This window comes from Streptomyces sp. BYX5S (assembly GCF_054724165.1).
Genome location: NZ_CM138829.1, coordinates 3,485,551 through 3,502,824 on the forward strand (window position 1 = coordinate 3,485,551; position 17,274 = coordinate 3,502,824).

General features: G+C 72.7%; 12 protein-coding genes. 8 read left to right on the forward strand and 4 right to left on the reverse strand.

From position 1 onward, the window contains the following. Nucleotides 1–8 precede the first annotated feature (8 nt). Nucleotides 9–3,128, forward strand: coding sequence for an ATP-binding protein (locus ACYBSK_RS15830; RefSeq protein WP_460246538.1), 3,120 nt, complete (start codon nt 9–11; stop codon nt 3,126–3,128). On the opposite strand, the gene ACYBSK_RS15835 is transcribed toward ACYBSK_RS15830, so the two are convergent. Together ACYBSK_RS15835 and ACYBSK_RS15840 are read right to left on the reverse strand one after the other, a co-directional pair. Next, entirely contained in the window at nt 3,109–3,903 is a 795-nt protein-coding gene (locus ACYBSK_RS15835; protein ID WP_460246539.1) for an ABC transporter permease, read from the reverse strand. The two genes, ACYBSK_RS15830 and ACYBSK_RS15835, sit on opposite strands and share 20 nt — an antisense overlap. Next, nucleotides 3,900–4,877, reverse strand: a complete 978-nt coding sequence (locus ACYBSK_RS15840) for an ATP-binding cassette domain-containing protein (RefSeq protein WP_460247036.1) — start codon at nt 4,875–4,877, stop codon at nt 3,900–3,902. The genes ACYBSK_RS15835 and ACYBSK_RS15840 overlap by 4 nt, the downstream gene beginning before the upstream one ends. A 273-nt stretch (nt 4,878–5,150) precedes the next feature. On the opposite strand from ACYBSK_RS15840, the gene ACYBSK_RS15845 reads away from it, so the two are divergent. The 4 genes from ACYBSK_RS15845 to ACYBSK_RS15860 all read left to right on the forward strand — a co-directional run bounded on the left by ACYBSK_RS15845 (nt 5,151) and on the right by ACYBSK_RS15860 (nt 13,389). Further along, the gene (locus ACYBSK_RS15845) at nt 5,151–7,769 is read left to right on the forward strand and encodes a PA14 domain-containing protein (protein ID WP_460246540.1); all 2,619 of its coding nucleotides are present in this window, start codon (nt 5,151–5,153) and stop codon (nt 7,767–7,769) included. Nucleotides 7,770–7,785: 16 nt separating this feature from the next. Further along, nucleotides 7,786–10,152 carry a GH92 family glycosyl hydrolase gene (locus tag ACYBSK_RS15850; protein WP_460246541.1) on the forward strand — a complete coding sequence of 789 codons (2,367 nt, stop codon included), beginning with the start codon at nt 7,786–7,788 and terminating at the stop codon, nt 10,150–10,152. A 176-nt stretch (nt 10,153–10,328) separates the two neighbouring features. Continuing rightward, nucleotides 10,329–11,696, forward strand: a complete 1,368-nt coding sequence (locus ACYBSK_RS15855) for a wax ester/triacylglycerol synthase family O-acyltransferase (protein WP_460247037.1) — start codon at nt 10,329–10,331, stop codon at nt 11,694–11,696. Nucleotides 11,697–11,862: 166 nt separating this feature from the next. After that, nucleotides 11,863–13,389 carry an SDR family NAD(P)-dependent oxidoreductase gene (locus ACYBSK_RS15860; protein ID WP_460246542.1) on the forward strand — a complete coding sequence of 509 codons (1,527 nt, stop codon included), beginning with the start codon at nt 11,863–11,865 and terminating at the stop codon, nt 13,387–13,389. Here ACYBSK_RS15860 and ACYBSK_RS15865 read toward each other — a convergent pair. Next, entirely contained in the window at nt 13,368–14,204 is an 837-nt protein-coding gene (locus tag ACYBSK_RS15865; protein ID WP_460246543.1) for an SDR family oxidoreductase, read from the reverse strand. The two genes, ACYBSK_RS15860 and ACYBSK_RS15865, sit on opposite strands and share 22 nt — an antisense overlap. A gap of 80 nt (nt 14,205–14,284) precedes the next feature. Continuing rightward, a complete protein-coding gene (locus ACYBSK_RS15870; RefSeq protein ID WP_460246544.1) occupies nt 14,285–14,848 on the reverse strand; it encodes an HD domain-containing protein in 564 nt (187 codons plus the stop codon). Nucleotides 14,849–14,978: 130 nt separating this feature from the next. On the opposite strand from ACYBSK_RS15870, the gene ACYBSK_RS15875 reads away from it, so the two are divergent. The 3 genes from ACYBSK_RS15875 (at nt 14,979) to ACYBSK_RS15885 (ending at nt 16,996) form a co-directional block, all read left to right on the forward strand. After that, nucleotides 14,979–15,338 carry a hypothetical protein gene (locus ACYBSK_RS15875; protein ID WP_460246545.1) on the forward strand — a complete coding sequence of 120 codons (360 nt, stop codon included), beginning with the start codon at nt 14,979–14,981 and terminating at the stop codon, nt 15,336–15,338. A gap of 66 nt (nt 15,339–15,404) precedes the next feature. Beyond that, nucleotides 15,405–16,157 carry a DsbA family protein gene (locus tag ACYBSK_RS15880; protein WP_460246546.1) on the forward strand — a complete coding sequence of 251 codons (753 nt, stop codon included), beginning with the start codon at nt 15,405–15,407 and terminating at the stop codon, nt 16,155–16,157. Then, complete coding sequence (locus tag ACYBSK_RS15885) at nt 16,154–16,996, forward strand: cytochrome c biogenesis CcdA family protein (RefSeq protein WP_460246547.1); 843 nt, start codon at nt 16,154–16,156, stop codon at nt 16,994–16,996. Before ACYBSK_RS15880 ends, ACYBSK_RS15885 begins: the two co-directional genes overlap by 4 nt. Nucleotides 16,997–17,274: the final 278 nt, after the last annotated feature.

Below are 17,274 nucleotides of genomic sequence, written 5' to 3' on the forward strand. Positions count from 1 at the left end.
CTGCACGGATGAGCCCCGACCTCACCCTCCTGACCCGCGTCGCCCACCGCGGCCAGGAGATCACCGCCCCCCGCCTGCGCGGCCTGCTCGCCCTCCTCGCGAGCGGGCCGCGCACCGGCTGCGGCGCGGACCGGCTCGTGGCGGGCCTGTGGCCCGACGAACAGCCGCAACACCCCGACAAGGCGCTGCACGTCCTCGTCGCCCGCACCCGCGCCCAGCTCGGCGCCGACATCGTCGCCAGCACCCCGACCGGCTACCGGCTCGCCCTCGACGAGGAACAGGTCGACGCCTCCGCACTGCTGCTCCGCGCCGCGGAGTGCGCCCACCGGTCCAGGACCGGCGACCACGCCGGCGCCCTGGGCGCCGCCGAAGCCGGACTCGCCCTGTGGGAGGGCGGCACGGCGGACAGCGACGCCCCGCACGACCCCGTGGCCGCGCTCCGCGCCGAACGCCTCCCCGTCCGCGCCGCCCTCGACCGCACGCGCGCCCTCGCGCTCGCCCGGCTCGGCCGGTACGCCGAAGCGTGCGGCCCCCTGACCGAGACCGCCGCGCGCCAGCCCCGCGACGAGGAGGTCCTCGCCGAACTGCTGCGCGCGGAAGCGGCCACCGCGGGCCCGTCCGCCGCGCTCGCCCGCTTCGAGGCCCACCGCCGCGACCTGCGCGAGGAACTGGGCACCGATCCGGGGCCCGCCCTCAAGGACGTGCACCAGGAACTGCTGCGCGACGAACCGCCCGTCGTCCGGCACGGCGTGCCGCACGAACCGAACCCGCTCCTGGGCCGCGCCGACGACCTCGCCGCCGTGCGGCGCCTGCTGCGCGCCTCCCGCGCCGTCACCGTCGTCGGCCCCGGCGGCCTCGGCAAGACACGGCTCGCGTACGCCGTCGCCCGCTCCGCCGAGCAACGCGTCGTGCACGCCGTGCCGTTGGCCGGAATCCCCGCGGACGCGGACGTCGCCGCCGAGGTGGCGTCGGCGCTCGGCGCGGGGGAGGGGCGGCACGGCGCCATCGGCGCACACGCGCCCGCCGACCCGGTGGCACGCATCGTCGGCACGCTCGGCGCGGGGCCCGCGCTGCTCGTCCTCGACAACTGCGAGCACGTCGTCGAGGGCGCCGCCGACCTCGTGCGGACCCTGCTGTCGCGCGCCCGCGAACTGCGCGTCCTCGCCACCGGCCGCGCCCCGCTCGGCCTCACGTCCGAGGCCGTCCACGCGCTCCCGGAACTGGGCCCCGACACCTCCGCCGAACTGTTCACCCAGCGGGCCAGGGCCGCCCGGCCCGGCGTCGAACTGCCACCGGACGCGGTCGCCGAACTCTGCCGCCACCTCGACGGACTGCCGCTCGCCGTCGAACTCGCCGCGGCGCGCGTACGCACCCTGTCCGTACCGGAGATCGCCCACCGCCTCGACGACCGGTTCGCCCTCTTGCGCGGTGGCGTACGCGACGTGCCCGAACGCCACCGCACCCTGCACGCCGTCGTCGACTGGAGCTGGAACCTGCTGACCGACGAGGCCCGCGCCGCTCTGCGCACCCTGTCCGTCTTCCCCGGCGGCTTCCTCGGCGACACGGCGGAGCGGGTGCTCGGCGCGGCCGCCCCCGAACTGCTGGAGCAACTGGTCGAGCAGTCGCTGCTCATCGTCACCGACACCCCGTCCGGCGTACGCTTCGGGATGCTGGAGACCGTGCGCGAGTTCAGCGCCGCCCGCCGCGCGGACACCGGCGACGAGGAGCGGGTGTCCCGTCGACTCCGCGACTGGGCACGGGACTTCGGCGTCACCCACTACGAGACACTGCTCGGCCCGAGGCCGCCGGAGGCCGGGGAGCGGATCAAGGCCGAGCAGGACAACCTCGTCGCGGCCCTGCGGCACGCCCTCGCCCGCGAGGACGGCCCCACCACCGCCGCCGTCACCGCCGTGCTCGCCGCACTGTGGTCCACCGACTCCCACTTCGCCCGCCTCACCGCGCTCGCCGGTGACACCGGCGCCCCACTGTCGCACTACCACCCCGAACCCGAGTACGTCGAAGTCACCCGCGCCGCCGCCGTGTTGTGCGCCGCCGGCCTCGTCGCCGACCACGCGCCCCACGTCGTACGCCACCTCGTCACCCTGCGCCGCCTGCCCGCGGCCCCGCCGGACACACTGCTGCGCGCGATCGCCGTCGTCCTGAACGCGGTGCCCGAGATGCGGCCTCCCGAGTACGACGTGCTGCGCCGACTCTGCGCCGACCCGCACCCGTTGGTGGTGTCCGTCGCGGAGACCGTCGCCGCGTACGTGTGGGAGTACGAGCATGACATCGACCGCGCGCTCGCCTCGGCGCGGCGGGCCGTCGACGTCCTCGGCTCCGTCGACAGCCCGCCCCTGGAGGTCCTGGGCTACTCGCGGCTCAGCCAGCTGTGCCTGACGACGGGCGACGGCGACGCCGCGTACCGGTACCTCGGCGCGGCCCGCGAGGCACTGCCCCGGTTCGGCGACGAGAACGACTACGTGGGCATCCGCTGGGGGTACGCCCTCGCCTGCCTGCAACGCGGGGAACCGGACGAGGCCGAGTCCTGGCAGCACCGGGCGGAGGCCGAAGGCACCGCCCAGAAGGACCCCTTCTACAGCCCCGACCTGGGCGTACGCGCCGAGATCGCGCTCGCCCGCGGGCACACGGAGACCGGGCTCGCCCTGTGGCGCCGCGCCGTGGCCCGGCTGTCCGGCGCGGGGACGCGGCGCGGCGGCGAACTGTGGCGGGACCCGTGGGCGTTGCAGATCCAGGCCACCGCCGTCACCGCGCACGCGTACGCGGGGGACACGGCGCCGGTCGCCGCCACCGTCGACCGGCTGCGGGCGGTGCTCGCCGGGCCGGACGCCCGGACCCTGGGCCTGCCCGTGCTCGGCACCCTGCTGCACGCGCTCGCCGTGGCCGCTCTCGCGGACCGCGCCCCCGGCGCCGTACGGACACTGGCCCTGGCCGAACGGCTGTGGGCGCTGCGGGACTTCCAGCCCACGATGGCGGCGGGGCGCGCCCGGCGGGCGGCCGAGCGGGTGGACGGGGCGGCGTACGCCGACGCGGTCGCCGAGTACGCCGCCCTCGGGCGGGACGGACTGCGCGAGGCGGCCCTCGCCCCGACTACTTCGGATCGCGGCTGAACAACGCCCTCGACCAGCAGAACCCGAGCACGGTCAGGGCCACGCACCAGCCCACGGCGAGCCACCCACTGCCACCGATCTCCGTGCCGAGCAGCAGGCCGCGCAGCGTCTCGATGAGCGGCGTGAACGGCTGGTACTCGGCGATCGGCTGGAACCAGCCGGGCATCGTGTCGATCGGCACGAAGGCGCTGGAGATCAGCGGCAGGAGGAGCAGCGGCAACGCGTTGTTGCTTGCCGCCTCCGCGTTCGGACTGGCCAGGCCGAGGCCGACGGCCATCCAGCTCAGCGCCGTGGCGACCAGCACCGTCAGGCCGAACGCCGCCAGCCACTCGACCGCCGTCGCGTCCGTGGACCGGAAACCGACGGCCACCGCGACGACGCCGACGACGAGCACGGCGGCGACCGCCTGCAACACGCTGCCGAGGACATGGCCGATCAGCACGGACCCCCGATGGATGGCCATCGTACGGAAACGGGCCATGATGCCCGCCGCCATGTCCATCGAGACGGAGATCGCGGTCCCGGCCGGGGTGGCGCCGATCGTCATCAGCAGGATGCCCGGCACGAGATAGCCGAGGTACGCGGCGCGGTCGGCGGGCCCGCCGGCGATGCCCGCGCTCATCACGTCACCGAGCACGTACACGAACAGCAGGAGCAGCACGATCGGCGTCAGCAGGATGTTCAAAGTCAGCGAGGGGTAGCGGCGGGCGTGCAGCAGATTGCGGCGCAGCATCGTGGCCGAATCGCGTACGGCGAGGGACAGGGAACCGCTCATCGCACGGCCTCCTTGGTGGGGTGGGGCCCCGCAGCACCATCGGTCAGGGCGAAGAACACGTCGTCGAGGTCGGGGGTGTGCACGGACAGTTCGTCGGCCTCGACACCGGCCGAGTCCAGCCAGTCGAGGACGGAGCGCAGCTCGCGCTGGGTGCCGTCGCTGGGGATCCGCACGGTGAGCGCCTCGTCGTCCGTGGTGACCTCGCGCAGTACGGCGGTGGCGGCGCGGTAGGCGGCCGGGTCGGTGAACCGCAGGCGGACGTGGCCGCCCGGCACGAGCCGCTTCAACTCCTCGGCGCTGCCCGCCGCGGCGATCCGGCCCTCGTTCAACACGGCGATCCTGTCGGCCAGTTCATCGGCCTCGTCGAGGTACTGCGTGGTCAGGAAGACGGTGACACCCTCGGCGACCAGCTCGCGGACGATGCCCCACATGGTGTGCCGGCTGCGCGGATCGAGGCCGGTCGTCGGCTCGTCGAGGAAGAGGACGCGCGGCCCGCCGACCAGTGTCATGGCGAGGTCGAGGCGGCGCGCCATGCCGCCGGAGTAGGTGGCGGCGGGCTTCCGCGCGGCGTCGGTGAGGTCGAACCGTTCGAGGAACTCGGCGACCACGCGGCGCCCCTCGCGGCGGGGCAGATGGTGCAGATCGGCCATCAGCAGCATGTTCTCCTCGCCGGTGATCAACCCGTCGACGGCGGAGAACTGCCCGGTCACCCCGATCGCCCGGCGCACGGCCTGCGGGTCGACGGCCGGATCGTGCCCGCCGACGGACAGCTCACCGGCGTCGGCGCGGACGAGCGTGGAAAGAATCTTGACGGCGGTCGTCTTGCCCGCGCCGTTCGGCCCGAGCAGCGAGAACACCGTCCCGGCCGGCACCACCAGATCGATGCCGTCCAGCACGGTCTTCTTTCCGTAGGCCTTGCGCAGCCCGCGCGCCACGACGGCGGGCGGCGGCGCGGAACCGGTCGTCGGTGTCATGAAGGGAGTGGTCATGCCGCAGAGCGTGCGGCAGGGCGCCTTCAGCCCGGCTTCAGCGCGGTTTCAGGCCGGACGGCAGCCCCGACGATCGGAGGAGGGGCGGCGGATTTTGTGCCTCGCGCGGTCTTGCCCGCGCCGTCCCCGCGTGCTGTGATGCCAACGGCCCACTCCAGCAACAATGTTCAACGAAGTCCGACGAACTCCAACGCAGTTGCACAAACCTGAGCGGCGAGCCGCCACTCTTCCTCGACGCAGTCCCGGCCAGGAGGATCCGTGCGCACCAGACACCTCAGACGCAACGCACAGCACCTGTCCCTGCTCCTCACCGCGGCCCTGGGCCTCGGCGCCCTCACCCTCGCCCCGTCCGCCACCGCCGCGGCCGAGGACGACGTGGTCGTGCCCCACGGGCTCAAGGGCGAGTACTACACACAGTCCGCGGCGGGCGCCTTCGACTTCGACGAGCTGAAGGCCACCGGTTTCGACCCGCGGATCGACTTCGACAGCCTTGAGTCCCGCCTCTCCTCCGCCACCGGACAGGCGGACGACGCGAGCGTGCGCTGGACCGGAAAACTCGTGCCGGAGAAAACCGGTCCGACAACGTTGTCAATGATCGGTGACAACGGATTCCGGCTCTGGGTCGACCACAAGCTCGTCATCGACCACTGGGTCGACGACTGGGACAAGGAACAGACCTCCCAGCCCGTCGACCTGACCGCGGGCGAGGCCGTCGACATCAAGGTCGAGTACTTTGAGCACTACGGCGGCTCCAACCTCCATCTGCGCTGGACCGAGCCCGGCGAGCAGAAGGAGGCCGTCCCGTCCTCCGCGTTCCGGCTGCCCGACGACTGGACGTACGACGGCGCCATCGGCACCACCGTGCTCGGCGACGGCCGCACCCTGAAGCTCGACTTCGCGCAGAAACTCGGCTCCGTGCCCGCCGGAGTCGAGGACCACCTGGGCGCCGTCATCGGCGGCGCCACGTGGCCGCTCGGCGCGGCGAAGGCCGACCCCGACGACCCCCGCGCGCTCCTCGTGGCCCTCGACGAGCCGGTCGTCGGCAACAAGGAGGGCGACGCCTCCGGCCTCGCCGACGTGACGTACGACGGCAAGGGCGGGCTGGCCGGTGCGGACGGCGCCGCGGTCGGCGCCTTCTGGTCGAGCGGACCCAACCACTCGACGTACGAGCTGACCACGAAATGGGGTGACGACGTCACCCCGGCCAACGCCCACCGCGAGTATCCGCGGCCTCAGCTCACCCGCGACAAGTGGCGCAACCTCAACGGCAGTTGGCAGTTCGCCGGAGCCGAGGAGGGCGAGCAGCCGCCCGTCGGCAAGAACCTCGCCGAGAAGATCCTCGTGCCCTACCCGGTCGAGTCCCAGCTCTCGGGCGTCCAGCGCCACGAGGACCGCATGTGGTACCGCCGCACCTTCACCGTGCCCGCCGACTGGAAGGTCGGTGACAAGCAGCGTCTGAAGCTGAACTTCGGCGCCGTGGACTGGAAGTCCGAGGTCTACGTCAACGGCACGAAGGTCGCCGATCACAAGGGCGGCTACGACAAGTTCAGCGCCGACGTCACCGACGCCCTCAAGCCCGGCCGCACCCAGGAACTCATCGTCGGCGTGTACGACCCGACCGACGCGGACGACGCCGAGAACCCGCCCGTGGGCAAGCAGCGCCTCGACCCGAGCGGCATCTGGTACACCCCGTCCTCCGGCATCTGGCAGACCGTGTGGATGGAGCCCGTCGCCGCCGACCACGTCTCCGACCTGAAGGTGACGCCGGACGCGAAGACCGGCGACGTGGCCGTGGCCACCACCGGAGTCCGCGACGGCCTGCCCGTCACGGCGACGGCGTACGCGGACGGCAAGAAGGTCGCCACCGCCACCGGAACCTCCGGCGGCCCGCTCACCCTGAAGATCGCGAAGCCGCGTCTGTGGTCGCCCGACGACCCGTTCCTGTACGACCTCAAGGTGAGCGTCGGCGGCGACCGGATCGGCAGCTACTTCGGGATGCGCTCGATCTCCGTCGAGAAGGTGAACGGCACTCCGCGCACGATCCTCAACGGCGAACCCGTCTTCATGATGGCCACCCTCGACCAGGGCTTCTGGCCCGACGGGCTGCACACCGCGCCCAGCGACGAGGCCCTCGCGTACGACCTGAAGATGCACAAGAAGATGGGCTTCAACTCGGTCCGCAAGCACATCAAGGTCGAACCCGACCGCTGGTTCTACTGGGCCGACAAGCTGGGCCTGCTCGTGTGGCAGGACATGCCGGCGATGGAGGCCGGGCGCAATCCGTCCGCCGCGGCGCGCGCCGAGTACGAGCGCGAGATGAAGACGATGATCGACCAGCACGTCAACCACCCGTCGGTCATCATGTGGGTCACCTTCAACGAGGGCTGGGGCCAGTACGACGAGGCCCGCATCGCCGACCAGGCGAAGTCCTGGGACCCGACCCGGCTGATCAACGGCCAGTCCGGGCTCAACCTCGGCCGCGACGGCGGCACCGGCGACATCATGGACGAGCACGGCTACCCGAGCCCCGCCCTGCCACCGCAGCCGGACGGCGAACGCGCCCTGGTCGCGGGCGAGTACGGCGGCCTCGGCCTCGCGGTGCCGGGCCACGCCTGGTCGGTCCAGCAGTCCTACGTCGACGTGGACCCGGCGACGTACACGGACGACTACCTCAAGAAGCTCGACGAGGTGCACGCGCTGGCCTGCAAGGGCGGCAACGGCGCGGTCTACACGCAGATCTCCGACGTGGAGGGCGAGCTGAACGGCCTGCTCACCTACGACCGCAGGGTCGTCAAGCCGGATGTCGAGCGGGTGCGCGACGCCCAGCGGGCGCTGATCCGCGACGCCTCGCAGGACACCGTGGCGAACTGCTCCTGACCAGGAAAGGTGCAACATGAATACCCGTCACCATCGGTTCAGATCCCGTGCGTTGGGGGCCCTCGCGGCCGCCGCGGCGCTGCTCGGCGCGGGGCTGCTCGGCGCGGGGCTCGCGGTGCCCGCGACGGCCTCGGCCGCCGCGGACACCGGCCGGCTCACCGACCTCGTCAACCCGTTCATCGGCACCGAGAACGAGGGCAACACCTACCCGGGCGCCGCCGTCCCCTTCGGCATGGTCCAGTTCTCGCCCGACACCGGGCACAACACCGGCTACGACCACTCGGACAACCGCATCCGTGGCTTCTCCACCGTCCACCTGTCCGGCGTGGGCTGCGGCCTCGGCGGCGACCTGCCGGTGCTGCCGACCGTCGGCGACATCGGGAGCACGGACTACGCGACGTACGCGGCCGAGTTCAGCCACGACGACGAGAAGGCGTCGCCCGGCTACTACCAGGTGGGCCTGAAGTCGGGTGTCGACGCGGAGCTGAGCGCCACGAAGCGGACCGGCGTGCAGAAGTACACGTTCCCGGCCACCGACAAGGCCAACGTGCTGATCAACGCCGGTCAGTCGCTGCACAAGACCGTGCACACCGAGGTCGAGATCCTCGACAGCCGGACCGTGCGCACCGCCATCACCGGCAGCGGCTTCTGCCAGGACACCAAGCAGTACACGCTCTACACGATCACCAGGTTCGACCGGCCCTTCGCCACCTCGGGCACCTGGAAGGGCGACACCGTCACCGAGGGCTCCAGGGCCTCGTCCGCCGACGCCGAGCGCAACGGCGCGTACCTCCGCTTCGACACCACCAAGGACCGCACCGTCGAGGCGACCACCGCGATCTCCTACGTCGACGCGCACGGCGCCGCGCTCAACCTCGCCAAGGAGGGCGGGCGTTCCTTCGACTCCGTGCGCGGCGCCGCGCAGGCGGCGTGGGAGGACCGGCTCGACGACGTGAAGGCACAGGGCGGCAGTGAGACCCTGCGCCGGACCTTCTACTCCTCGCTGTACCGCTCGTTCCTCGCGCCGAACATCGGCAGCGACGTCGACGGCCGCTACACCGGCTGGGACCAGCAGATCCACCGCGCCAAGGGCTTCACGTACTACCAGAACTGGTCGCTGTGGGACACCTACCGCACCCAGGCGCAGCTGCTCTCGCTGCTCGCCCCGCGCGAGTCGCGGGACATGGCCCTGTCGGTCCTCCGGATCGACAAGGACAGCGGCTGGCTGCCGAAGTGGGGCTACGGCACCGTCGAGACGAACATCATGACCGGCGACCCGGTCACCCCGTTCCTCACCAACGCCTACCAGCAGGGCCTGCTCAAGGGGCACGAGGAGGAGGCGTACCGGGCCCTGAAGAAGAACGCCGACGGCGTGCCGCCGGCCGACTCCGCGCCCGTGGGCCGCGAGGCCAACAAGGAGTACCTGGCCGACGGGTTCGCGCCGTACATCAAGGGCCGCGCACACGTGAAGCCCGGCGACTCCGACTACGACCACGGCGCCTCGGCCACCCTGGAGTACGCGCTGTCCGACGCCATGCTCGGGCAGATGGCGAAGGAGCTGGGGCACGAGGACGACGCGAAGCGGTACGCCGAGCGCGCGCAGAACTACCGGAAGATCTTCGACGACTCGACCGGGTTCTTCCGCGCGCGGGACGCCTCGGGCGCCTTCACCGGCCCCGCCGACCCGGCGCAGAGCGAGGGCTTCCATGAGGGCACGTCCTGGCAGTACCAGTGGCTCGTGCCGCAGGACCTGCCCGGCATGGTCGGCCTGATCGGCGGAAAGGACGCGGCGAACAAGCGGCTCGACTCGTTCTTCGCCTACGACGAGCTGCTGAAGGACCCCGCGAAAACCGCCCGCGAGGTGTGGGTCAACGGCCCGTACGACTACTACAACGCCGACAAGTACAACCCGCAGAACGAGCCCGACCTGATCGCGCCGTACACCTACCTCTCCACCGGCCAGCCGTGGAAGACCACCGATGTGGTGCACGCCGCGCTGACCCTGTTCACCGACACCCCGACCGGCATGACCGGCAACGACGACCTGGGCACGATGTCCGCCTGGAACGTCCTGTCGTCCATCGGGATCTTCCCGGTGCAGCCGGGGACGGACACGTGGAGCCTGTCCACGCCCGTCTTCGAGCGCGTCGACATCCGGCTGGACCGGCGCTACTACCCGAAGGGCGCGCTGACCGTCAGGGCGCCCGGCACCTCGGACACCGACCGGTACATCCAGTCGGCGCGGGTCGACGGGGCCGCGTACGGCAAGACGTATCTGACGACCGGGGACCTGCGGGGCCTGCGGAACCTGTCCTTCACCGTCGGCGCCGAGCCGTCGGCGTGGGGGACCGGTGCCGACGCGGCGCCGCCCGCCCTCAAGTGACGTAAACGACACGCCACTTGGGGTACCTCCTGAGTCACAGGGGACCCGCCTCTCACAAGGAGGCGGGTCTTCATCAGTTGTTAACGCAGAGTGGCTAGATCGTACTTGAACGTAATCGACCGCTGGGGGTTGACTGGCCTCTCCCATTGTCGACGCGAGAGCCTTCCATGACCTCCTTGAGTTCGGATCTGCTCGCTCCACTCGACCTTGCCTTCTGGAACATCGAGACCGCCGAGCACCCCATGCACCTGGGGGCGCTGGGGGTCTTCGAGGCGGACGCCCCGGGCGCCGCCGGGCACGCGTACGAGCTGCTCGCCGCCCGCGCCGCGGGCGTGCCCGGACTGCGCATGCGGATCGCCGGGGTCCTGGTCCCGGTCGGCGGCGCGGCCCGCGTGCCCGCCACCGACTTCGACCCGCTCGACCATGTGCGGCTCACGGACCCCGTGACCGACTTCCACGCCGCCGCCGGCGCGCTCATGGAACGGCCCCTCGACCGGGCCCGGCCCCCGTGGGAGGCGCACGTCCTGCCCGCCGCCGACGGCGCGTCCTTCGCGGTCCTGTTCAAGTTCCACCACGCCCTCGCCGACGGACTGCGCGCCCTGACCCTCGCCGCCGCCGTCATGGACCCCATGGACCTGCCCGCCGCCCGCGCCCCGAAGCCCGGACCCGCCCCGCGCCGCGGCCTGCGCCTGCCGTTCCCCGGCCTGCGCGACATCACGATCGGCGACCTCGACCCGCGCCGCTACCCCGAGCACGTCCGCGCGCTCACCGGCAGCGCCACGCAGGCCGCGTCCATCGGCGCGTCCGTCGCCCGCGCCACCTGGGGCGTGCGCACCTCGCCCGTCCTCACCTCGAAGCCCAGCGGCACCCGCCGCACCGCGGGCGTCGTCCTCGACCTCGACGACGTGCACCGCATCCGCAAACGGGCCGGAGGCACGGTCAACGACGTGCTGATCGCCGTCGTCGCGGGCGCCGTGCGGCGCTGGCTCGACGAGCGCGGCGACGGCAGCGACGGCGTCGAGCCCCGCGCCCTCGTCCCGGTCTCCCGGCGCCGCCCCCGCACCGCGCACCCCCAGGGCAACCGGCTCTCCGGCTACCTGGTCCGCCTCCCCGTCGCCGAGCGCGACCCCGTGGAGCGGCTGCGGTCGGTGCGCGCCTCCATGGACCGCCGCAAGGACGCCGGGCCCTCGCGCGGGGCGGGCGCCGTCGCCCTCCTCGCCGACCACGTGCCACCGCTCGGCCTCAAACTCGCCGGCGGCCTCGTCGGGCAGAACGCCCGGCTCCTGTTCGACCTGCTGGTCACCAGCGTCCCGCTGCCCAGCCTCGGACTGAAACTCGGCGGCTGCCCGCTCGCCGAGGTCTTCCCCCTGGCCCCGCTGGCCCAGGGGCAGTCGCTCGCCGTGGCCGTCTCCACGTACCGCGGGCAGGTCCACTACGGGCTCGTCGCCGACGCGGACGCCGTCCCCGACCTCGACGTCCTCGCCACCGCCGTACGGGAGGAGGTGGCGGAACTCACGACCGCCTGCGAGCGGGCGAATGCCTGACCGAAGCGGCCCGCGTGACGCCCGTCATTTGGCCGACCCCAGTCCCGCCAGTATCCTCCGGAGCTGGCGGGATCAACCGATTGACCTGTAAGGTGCCGCCTTTTGGCAGCCGCGCGGCACACCCGGATCCGCCGCGGCACGAGCGACACGAGGAACAGCAGCGGCGATGACCGTGACAGAGGACAACCAGGGCGCCGACGCCGCCGAGGCCACGCCGACCACCGCCGACAGCGGCGACGTCGCGTACGGCCCCGGCATCGACCCCGAGCGGCTCGCCGTCTGTCTCGGCGTCCTGGCGGAACTCGACCAGATCGACGTCGACCACCCCGACGCGATCACCGTCCGCCGCGCCACCGCCGGCATCTACCGGACCGTGAAGCAGCGCCGCCGCCAAGAGCGCCGCGCCGCCAAGACCGCTCACGACAAGGCGGTCACCGAGGCGACGGCCACCGGGTCCGCGCAGCGCATCGACGACGAGACCGAGGGTCTGCTGCCCTCGTCGCAGACCGAGGAGGGCCGGATCGCGGGGATACTCCAGCGCCCGCGCTCCTGCTACACCTGCAAGACCCGGTACGTGGAAGTCGACTACTTCTACCACCAGCTCTGTCCGGCCTGCGCCCGACTGAACCGGAACAAGCGCGACGCCCGCGCCGACCTCTCCGGCAAGCGCGCCCTGCTCACCGGCGGCCGCGCCAAGATCGGCATGTACATCGCGCTGCGCCTGCTGCGCGACGGCGCGCACACCACGATCACCACCCGCTTCCCGAAGGACGCCATCCGCCGCTTCAAGGCGATGGAGGACTCGGCGGAGTGGATCCACCGCCTGGAGGTCGTCGGCATCGACCTGCGCGACCCGGGCCAGGCCGTCGCCCTCGCCGAGCAGGTCGCCGCCGCGGGACCGCTCGACATCCTCATCAACAACGCGACGCAGACCGTCCGCCGCCTGCCGTCCGCCTACGCCGCCCTCGTCGACGGCGAGAGCGCGCCGCTGCCCGCGGGCGAGCTGCCGCCGCACACCGTCATCGGCGCCTTCAACTCGGGCTCCGTCGACGGCATCCAGGCGCTGCCGCTGGGCACCAGCGGCCTCGACGCCCAGAAGGTCGCCGACCTCGCGCTCGTCGCAGGCAACGCGAGCGTCGAGCGGCACCTGGCCGGGACCGCCATCGACGCGGGCGGCCTCGTCCCCGACGTCGTCGAGTCCAACACGTGGGTGCAGACCATCGACCAGATCTCCCCGGTCGAGCTCCTGGAGACCCAGCTCTGCAACTACACGTCGCCGTTCATCCTCATCAGCGCGCTGCGCCCGGCGATGGCCGACGCCGCGAAGAAGGCCGGGAGCGGTCGCGCGTACGTCGTGAACGTCTCGGCGATGGAGGGCGTCTTCGGCCGCGGCTACAAGGGCGCCGGACACCCGAACACCAACGCCGCCAAGGCCGCGATGAACATGGTGACGCGGACCAGCGCGCAGGAGATGTTCCAGGCCGACGGCATCCTCATGACCTCCGTCGACACCGGCTGGATCACCGACGAGCGCCCGCACTACGACAAGCTGCGCCTCGCCGAGGAGGGCTTCCACGCCCCGCTCGACCTGATCGACGGCGCCGCCCGCGTCTACGACCCCGTCGTGCGCGGCGAGGCCGGCGACGACGTGTACGGCGTCTTCCTGAAGGACTACGAACCCGGCAAGTGGTGACGCAACCGCTCGTGGACGGGGTTCGCCGCGCCGCCCGGTGAGGCGGCACGCACCCGCGTACCGCCGTCCACGAGCAGGTCGGCGCCGGTGATCCAGGACGCCTCGTCCGACACCAGCCAGCGCACCGCCCGCGCCACGTCCTCCGGCTCCCCGATCCGCCCGGCGGGCAGGCCCGCCGCCACCGACTCCTCGGCCCGCTCCCACACGAAGCGGGCCATCTCGGTGCGCACCAGACCGGGGGAGACGGCGTTGACCCGCACCAACGGTCCCATCTCGCCCGCCAGTTGAGCCGTCAGGTGCAGCAGCGCCGCCTTGCTCGTACCGTACGCGCCGACGTTCGGGCCGACATGCCCGGCGCCCTCCGTGCACACGTTGACGACGGCGCCGCCGTGCTCGCTCATCCACGCCCGCCACGCGCACTGGGTCAGCCGCAGCGGCGCCTCCACGTTGACGGTGAAGGCGGACCTCCAGGCGTCCGGGTCGGCGTCCATGAGCGGGCCGTACGGCTGGTTCGTCGCGGCGTTGTTGACGACGACGTCGACCCGGCCGAACGCGGCCATCGTCCGCTCCGTCACCTCCCACAGGTGCGCCGGATCGGCCACGTCGCCGGGCACGCCCACGGCGTCGGCGCCTCGCGCCCGCAGCGCCGCGACCGTCTCGCGCACCCCGGCCGGGTCCCGGGCCGTCACGCACAACCGGGCTCCGCAGTCGGCCAGTTCCACCGCGACGGCGCGGCCGATGCCGCGCGAGGCACCGGTCACGACGGCCGCCCTGCCGTCGAGCGCACGCGGGTGGTCCGTGGGGCGCGAGGTCATGCGCGTACGGTCTCACGGGCGAGCCGGGGATGACGATGCGTCAGACGTGCACGGTTCGTGGGCCGTTTGTGGAGGTGCGCTCAGCGTGCGTACGAGACCCGGTCGGCCGCCACCCGTTCCAGCACCGGCCGCCAGTCCTCCAGCACTCCCGCGTCGAGGCCGACGACCTTCCCCGCGTCGTCCGCCTGCCGTACGGCCACCGCGTCCTCGGCCAGCGGGTCCGCCTCGAACGCCGCGACCTCCCCAGGCGTCATCGGCCCGCCCTGCGCCTCCAGCGTCAGCGCACTCTGCACGGACAGACCGCGTCCCGGCTCGACCGCCGCCAGGTACCGCTTCGCCGCAACATGCAGCCGGACGAGCCCGGCCACCCGCGCACCGAGCAGCCCGCGCACCGCGTCCGCCGCCCGGTCCGCGTGCCCCGCGTCGTCGCCCGGACACAGCAGATGCCCGAGGTCGTGCACCAGCCCCGCCACCTGCAACTCCTTGTCGCTGGGCCGGGAACGGCGCAGCAGCGCCGCCGTCTGGAGCGCGTGGTCGTGCAGATCGACCGGGTCGCCGCTGCGGTCCGGGGTGTCCCACGCGCCCCGGCAGGCGTACAGCGCGGCCATCAACTCCTCGACGGTGCGCAGTTCGACGCGTTCCATGGACGACTCCTCCCGAAGATCTTCCGCAGCCTGTCCGGAAGCAGACCATGACGAGCTGAGGGCGAACCGACCCACCGGTCAACAGGACGTGAACGCTGTCCCTCCACGCCGATGGTGCAGAATTGCCCGCATGCGCCGCCTGACCGTTCCCGCACTCCTGGTGACCCTGCTGGTCACCGTGCTGGGCGCGGCGTGGGGCGTCGACTTCGGGCGCGCGCCCGTCGCACCCGCCCCGACCCTCGCCTCCGCGCAGCTGTCGTCGCCCGGCACGCCGGGCTGCGCCCCGGAGAGCCCGCACGCCCCCGACAGCCGGCAGGGCGTGCCCGCACGCGGCACCACCGCCCACGAACTCCTCGCCCCGCTCGCCCACGAGCACGCGCACGGCGCCACGGTGCCGCTCACCGGCATCGTCCCGCCGACCCCCGCGGGCCGTGGCCCGCCGCCGGGCGTCCCGCCCTCCCCGCTCGAACTGTCGATCCTGCGCGTGTAGATGACGCTCCCGCACCACGCGTCATCGCCCAGCACCGTCACCTGAACACGCAAGGACCACTTCGTCATGCCCAAGAACACCACCACCCGTGCCGCGCAGCGCCGCTCCGCCGCGATCGTCGGCGTCGTCGCCGTGGCCGCCGTCCTCCTCGGCACCGTCTCGTACACGGCGACCAGGCCCGAGCCCCGCGCCGACGTCACCGACCAGCAGCAGGCGGACACGAGCGAGGCCAAGGACGCGCTCACCGAGCAGCTCGTGAAGCTCGCCCGCCGCGACGACGAGGACCGGCTCGCGCAGGGCCGCGCCGACGCGCCCGTCGTGCTCATCGAGTACGCCGACTTCAAGTGCGGCTACTGCGGAAAGTTCGCCCGCGACACCGAGCCCGACCTGGTGAAGAAGTACGTCGACGACGGCACGCTGCGCATCGAGTGGCGCAACTTCCCGATCTTCGGCGCCGATTCGGGGGCCGCCGCGCGCGCCGCCTGGGCCGCCGGGCAGCAGGGCCGCTTCTGGCAGTTCCACAAGGCGGCGTACGCCGAAGGCGCCAAGGAGAAGGGCTTCGGCGCGGACCGCCTCGACGCGCTCGCCCGCGAGGCCGGGGTCGAGGACCTCGAACGGTTCCGCGACGACCGTGACGGCAAGGCGGCGCGCGCCGCCGTGAAGAGGGACACCGACGAGGCCTACGCCCTCGGCGCCACCTCCACGCCCTCCTTCCTCATCAACGGCCAGCCGCTCGCCGGCGCGCAGCCCGAGGCCGCGTTCGAGCAGGTCATCGAGGCGGCGAAGCAGCAGGCCACGCGGTCCGGCGGCGACAAGTGAGCGACATCGGCTACTTCGCGGCGTTCCTCGGCGGCCTGCTCGCCCTGCTCAGCCCGTGCAGCGCGCTGCTGCTCCCCGCGTTCTTCGCGTACTCCATCGACAGCCCCACACGGCTCGTCGCCCGCACCGGCGTCTTCTACCTCGGCCTCGCCACCACCCTGGTCCCGCTCGGCGCCGCGGGCTCGTACGCGGGACGCTTCTTCTACGGCAACCGCGACCTGCTCGTCGCCGTCGGCGGCTGGCTGATCATCGCGCTCGGGGTGCTCCAGATCGCGGGCCGCGGCTTCGCCTCGCGCCGCATGTCGCAGCTCTCCGGCCGCATCCGGCCCACCAACGCCGTCTCCGTGTACGCGCTCGGCGCCGTGTACGGCCTCGCCGGTTTCTGCGCGGGGCCGATCCTCGGCAGCGTCCTCACGGTCGCGGCGCTCGGCGGGCACCCGGTGTACGGCGGGGCGCTGCTCGCGGTGTACGCGCTGGGCATGGCCGTACCGCTGTTCCTGCTGGCGCTGTTGTGGGAACGGTTCGACCTGGGCGGCAAGCGGTGGCTGCGCGGGCGTCCGGTGCGCGTCGGCCGCTTCGAGACGCACTCGAAGTCGCTGGCCTCCGGCCTGTTCTTCCTCGCGCTCGGGACGCTGTTCCTCGTCTTCGACGGCACGACGGCGCTGCCCGGCCTCCTCGACGTCGACGACTCCTTCGCCGCCGAGCAGTGGGCGCGGGGCCTCGGCGACCGGATCCCGGACGTGGCCGTGCTCGTCGTCGCGGTGGCGCTCGTGGGCGGCTTCTTTCTCGTCCGGGCCCTGCGCGGGCGGCCGGGGAACGCGGCGGTCGACGGCAAGTAGCCCTCCGCAGGGGCGAGTTGTCGCCAATGTTCCGCGTCCGGCGGTCCGTCCCACGCCTCCCGGTGGCCCCGGGAGGCGTGGCGGGGCACCCTCGCATCGCGACAGGACACGCCGTGAAGTCCTGAAGTACCCCCGCACGAGCGAAAACCCGTCGCGCGGGCCGCGCCGTCCGTGGCTGAATGAACGCGAGGCAACCCTCGAAAGACGCACGGATTTCAGCCCCATCGAGCGGGCCCCCGCTCATTTGGTTAGGCTGTAGCCGGACGGTTACCGCAAGT

What these genes read in the sequence shown, in the direction of transcription:
- ACYBSK_RS15830 (WP_460246538.1), top strand. Translation starts at nt 9, where the DNA reads ATGAGCCCCGACCTCACCCTCCTGACCCGCGTCGCCCACCGCGGCCAG.
- ACYBSK_RS15835 (WP_460246539.1), bottom strand. Translation starts at nt 3,903, where the DNA reads ATGAGCGGTTCCCTGTCCCTCGCCGTACGCGATTCGGCCACGATGCTG.
- ACYBSK_RS15840 (WP_460247036.1), bottom strand. Translation starts at nt 4,877, where the DNA reads ATGACACCGACGACCGGTTCCGCGCCGCCGCCCGCCGTCGTGGCGCGC.
- ACYBSK_RS15850 (WP_460246541.1), top strand. Translation starts at nt 7,786, where the DNA reads ATGAATACCCGTCACCATCGGTTCAGATCCCGTGCGTTGGGGGCCCTC.
- ACYBSK_RS15860 (WP_460246542.1), top strand. Translation starts at nt 11,863, where the DNA reads ATGACCGTGACAGAGGACAACCAGGGCGCCGACGCCGCCGAGGCCACG.
- ACYBSK_RS15865 (WP_460246543.1), bottom strand. Translation starts at nt 14,204, where the DNA reads ATGACCTCGCGCCCCACGGACCACCCGCGTGCGCTCGACGGCAGGGCG.
- ACYBSK_RS15870 (WP_460246544.1), bottom strand. Translation starts at nt 14,848, where the DNA reads ATGGAACGCGTCGAACTGCGCACCGTCGAGGAGTTGATGGCCGCGCTG.
- ACYBSK_RS15875 (WP_460246545.1), top strand. Translation starts at nt 14,979, where the DNA reads ATGCGCCGCCTGACCGTTCCCGCACTCCTGGTGACCCTGCTGGTCACC.
- ACYBSK_RS15880 (WP_460246546.1), top strand. Translation starts at nt 15,405, where the DNA reads ATGCCCAAGAACACCACCACCCGTGCCGCGCAGCGCCGCTCCGCCGCG.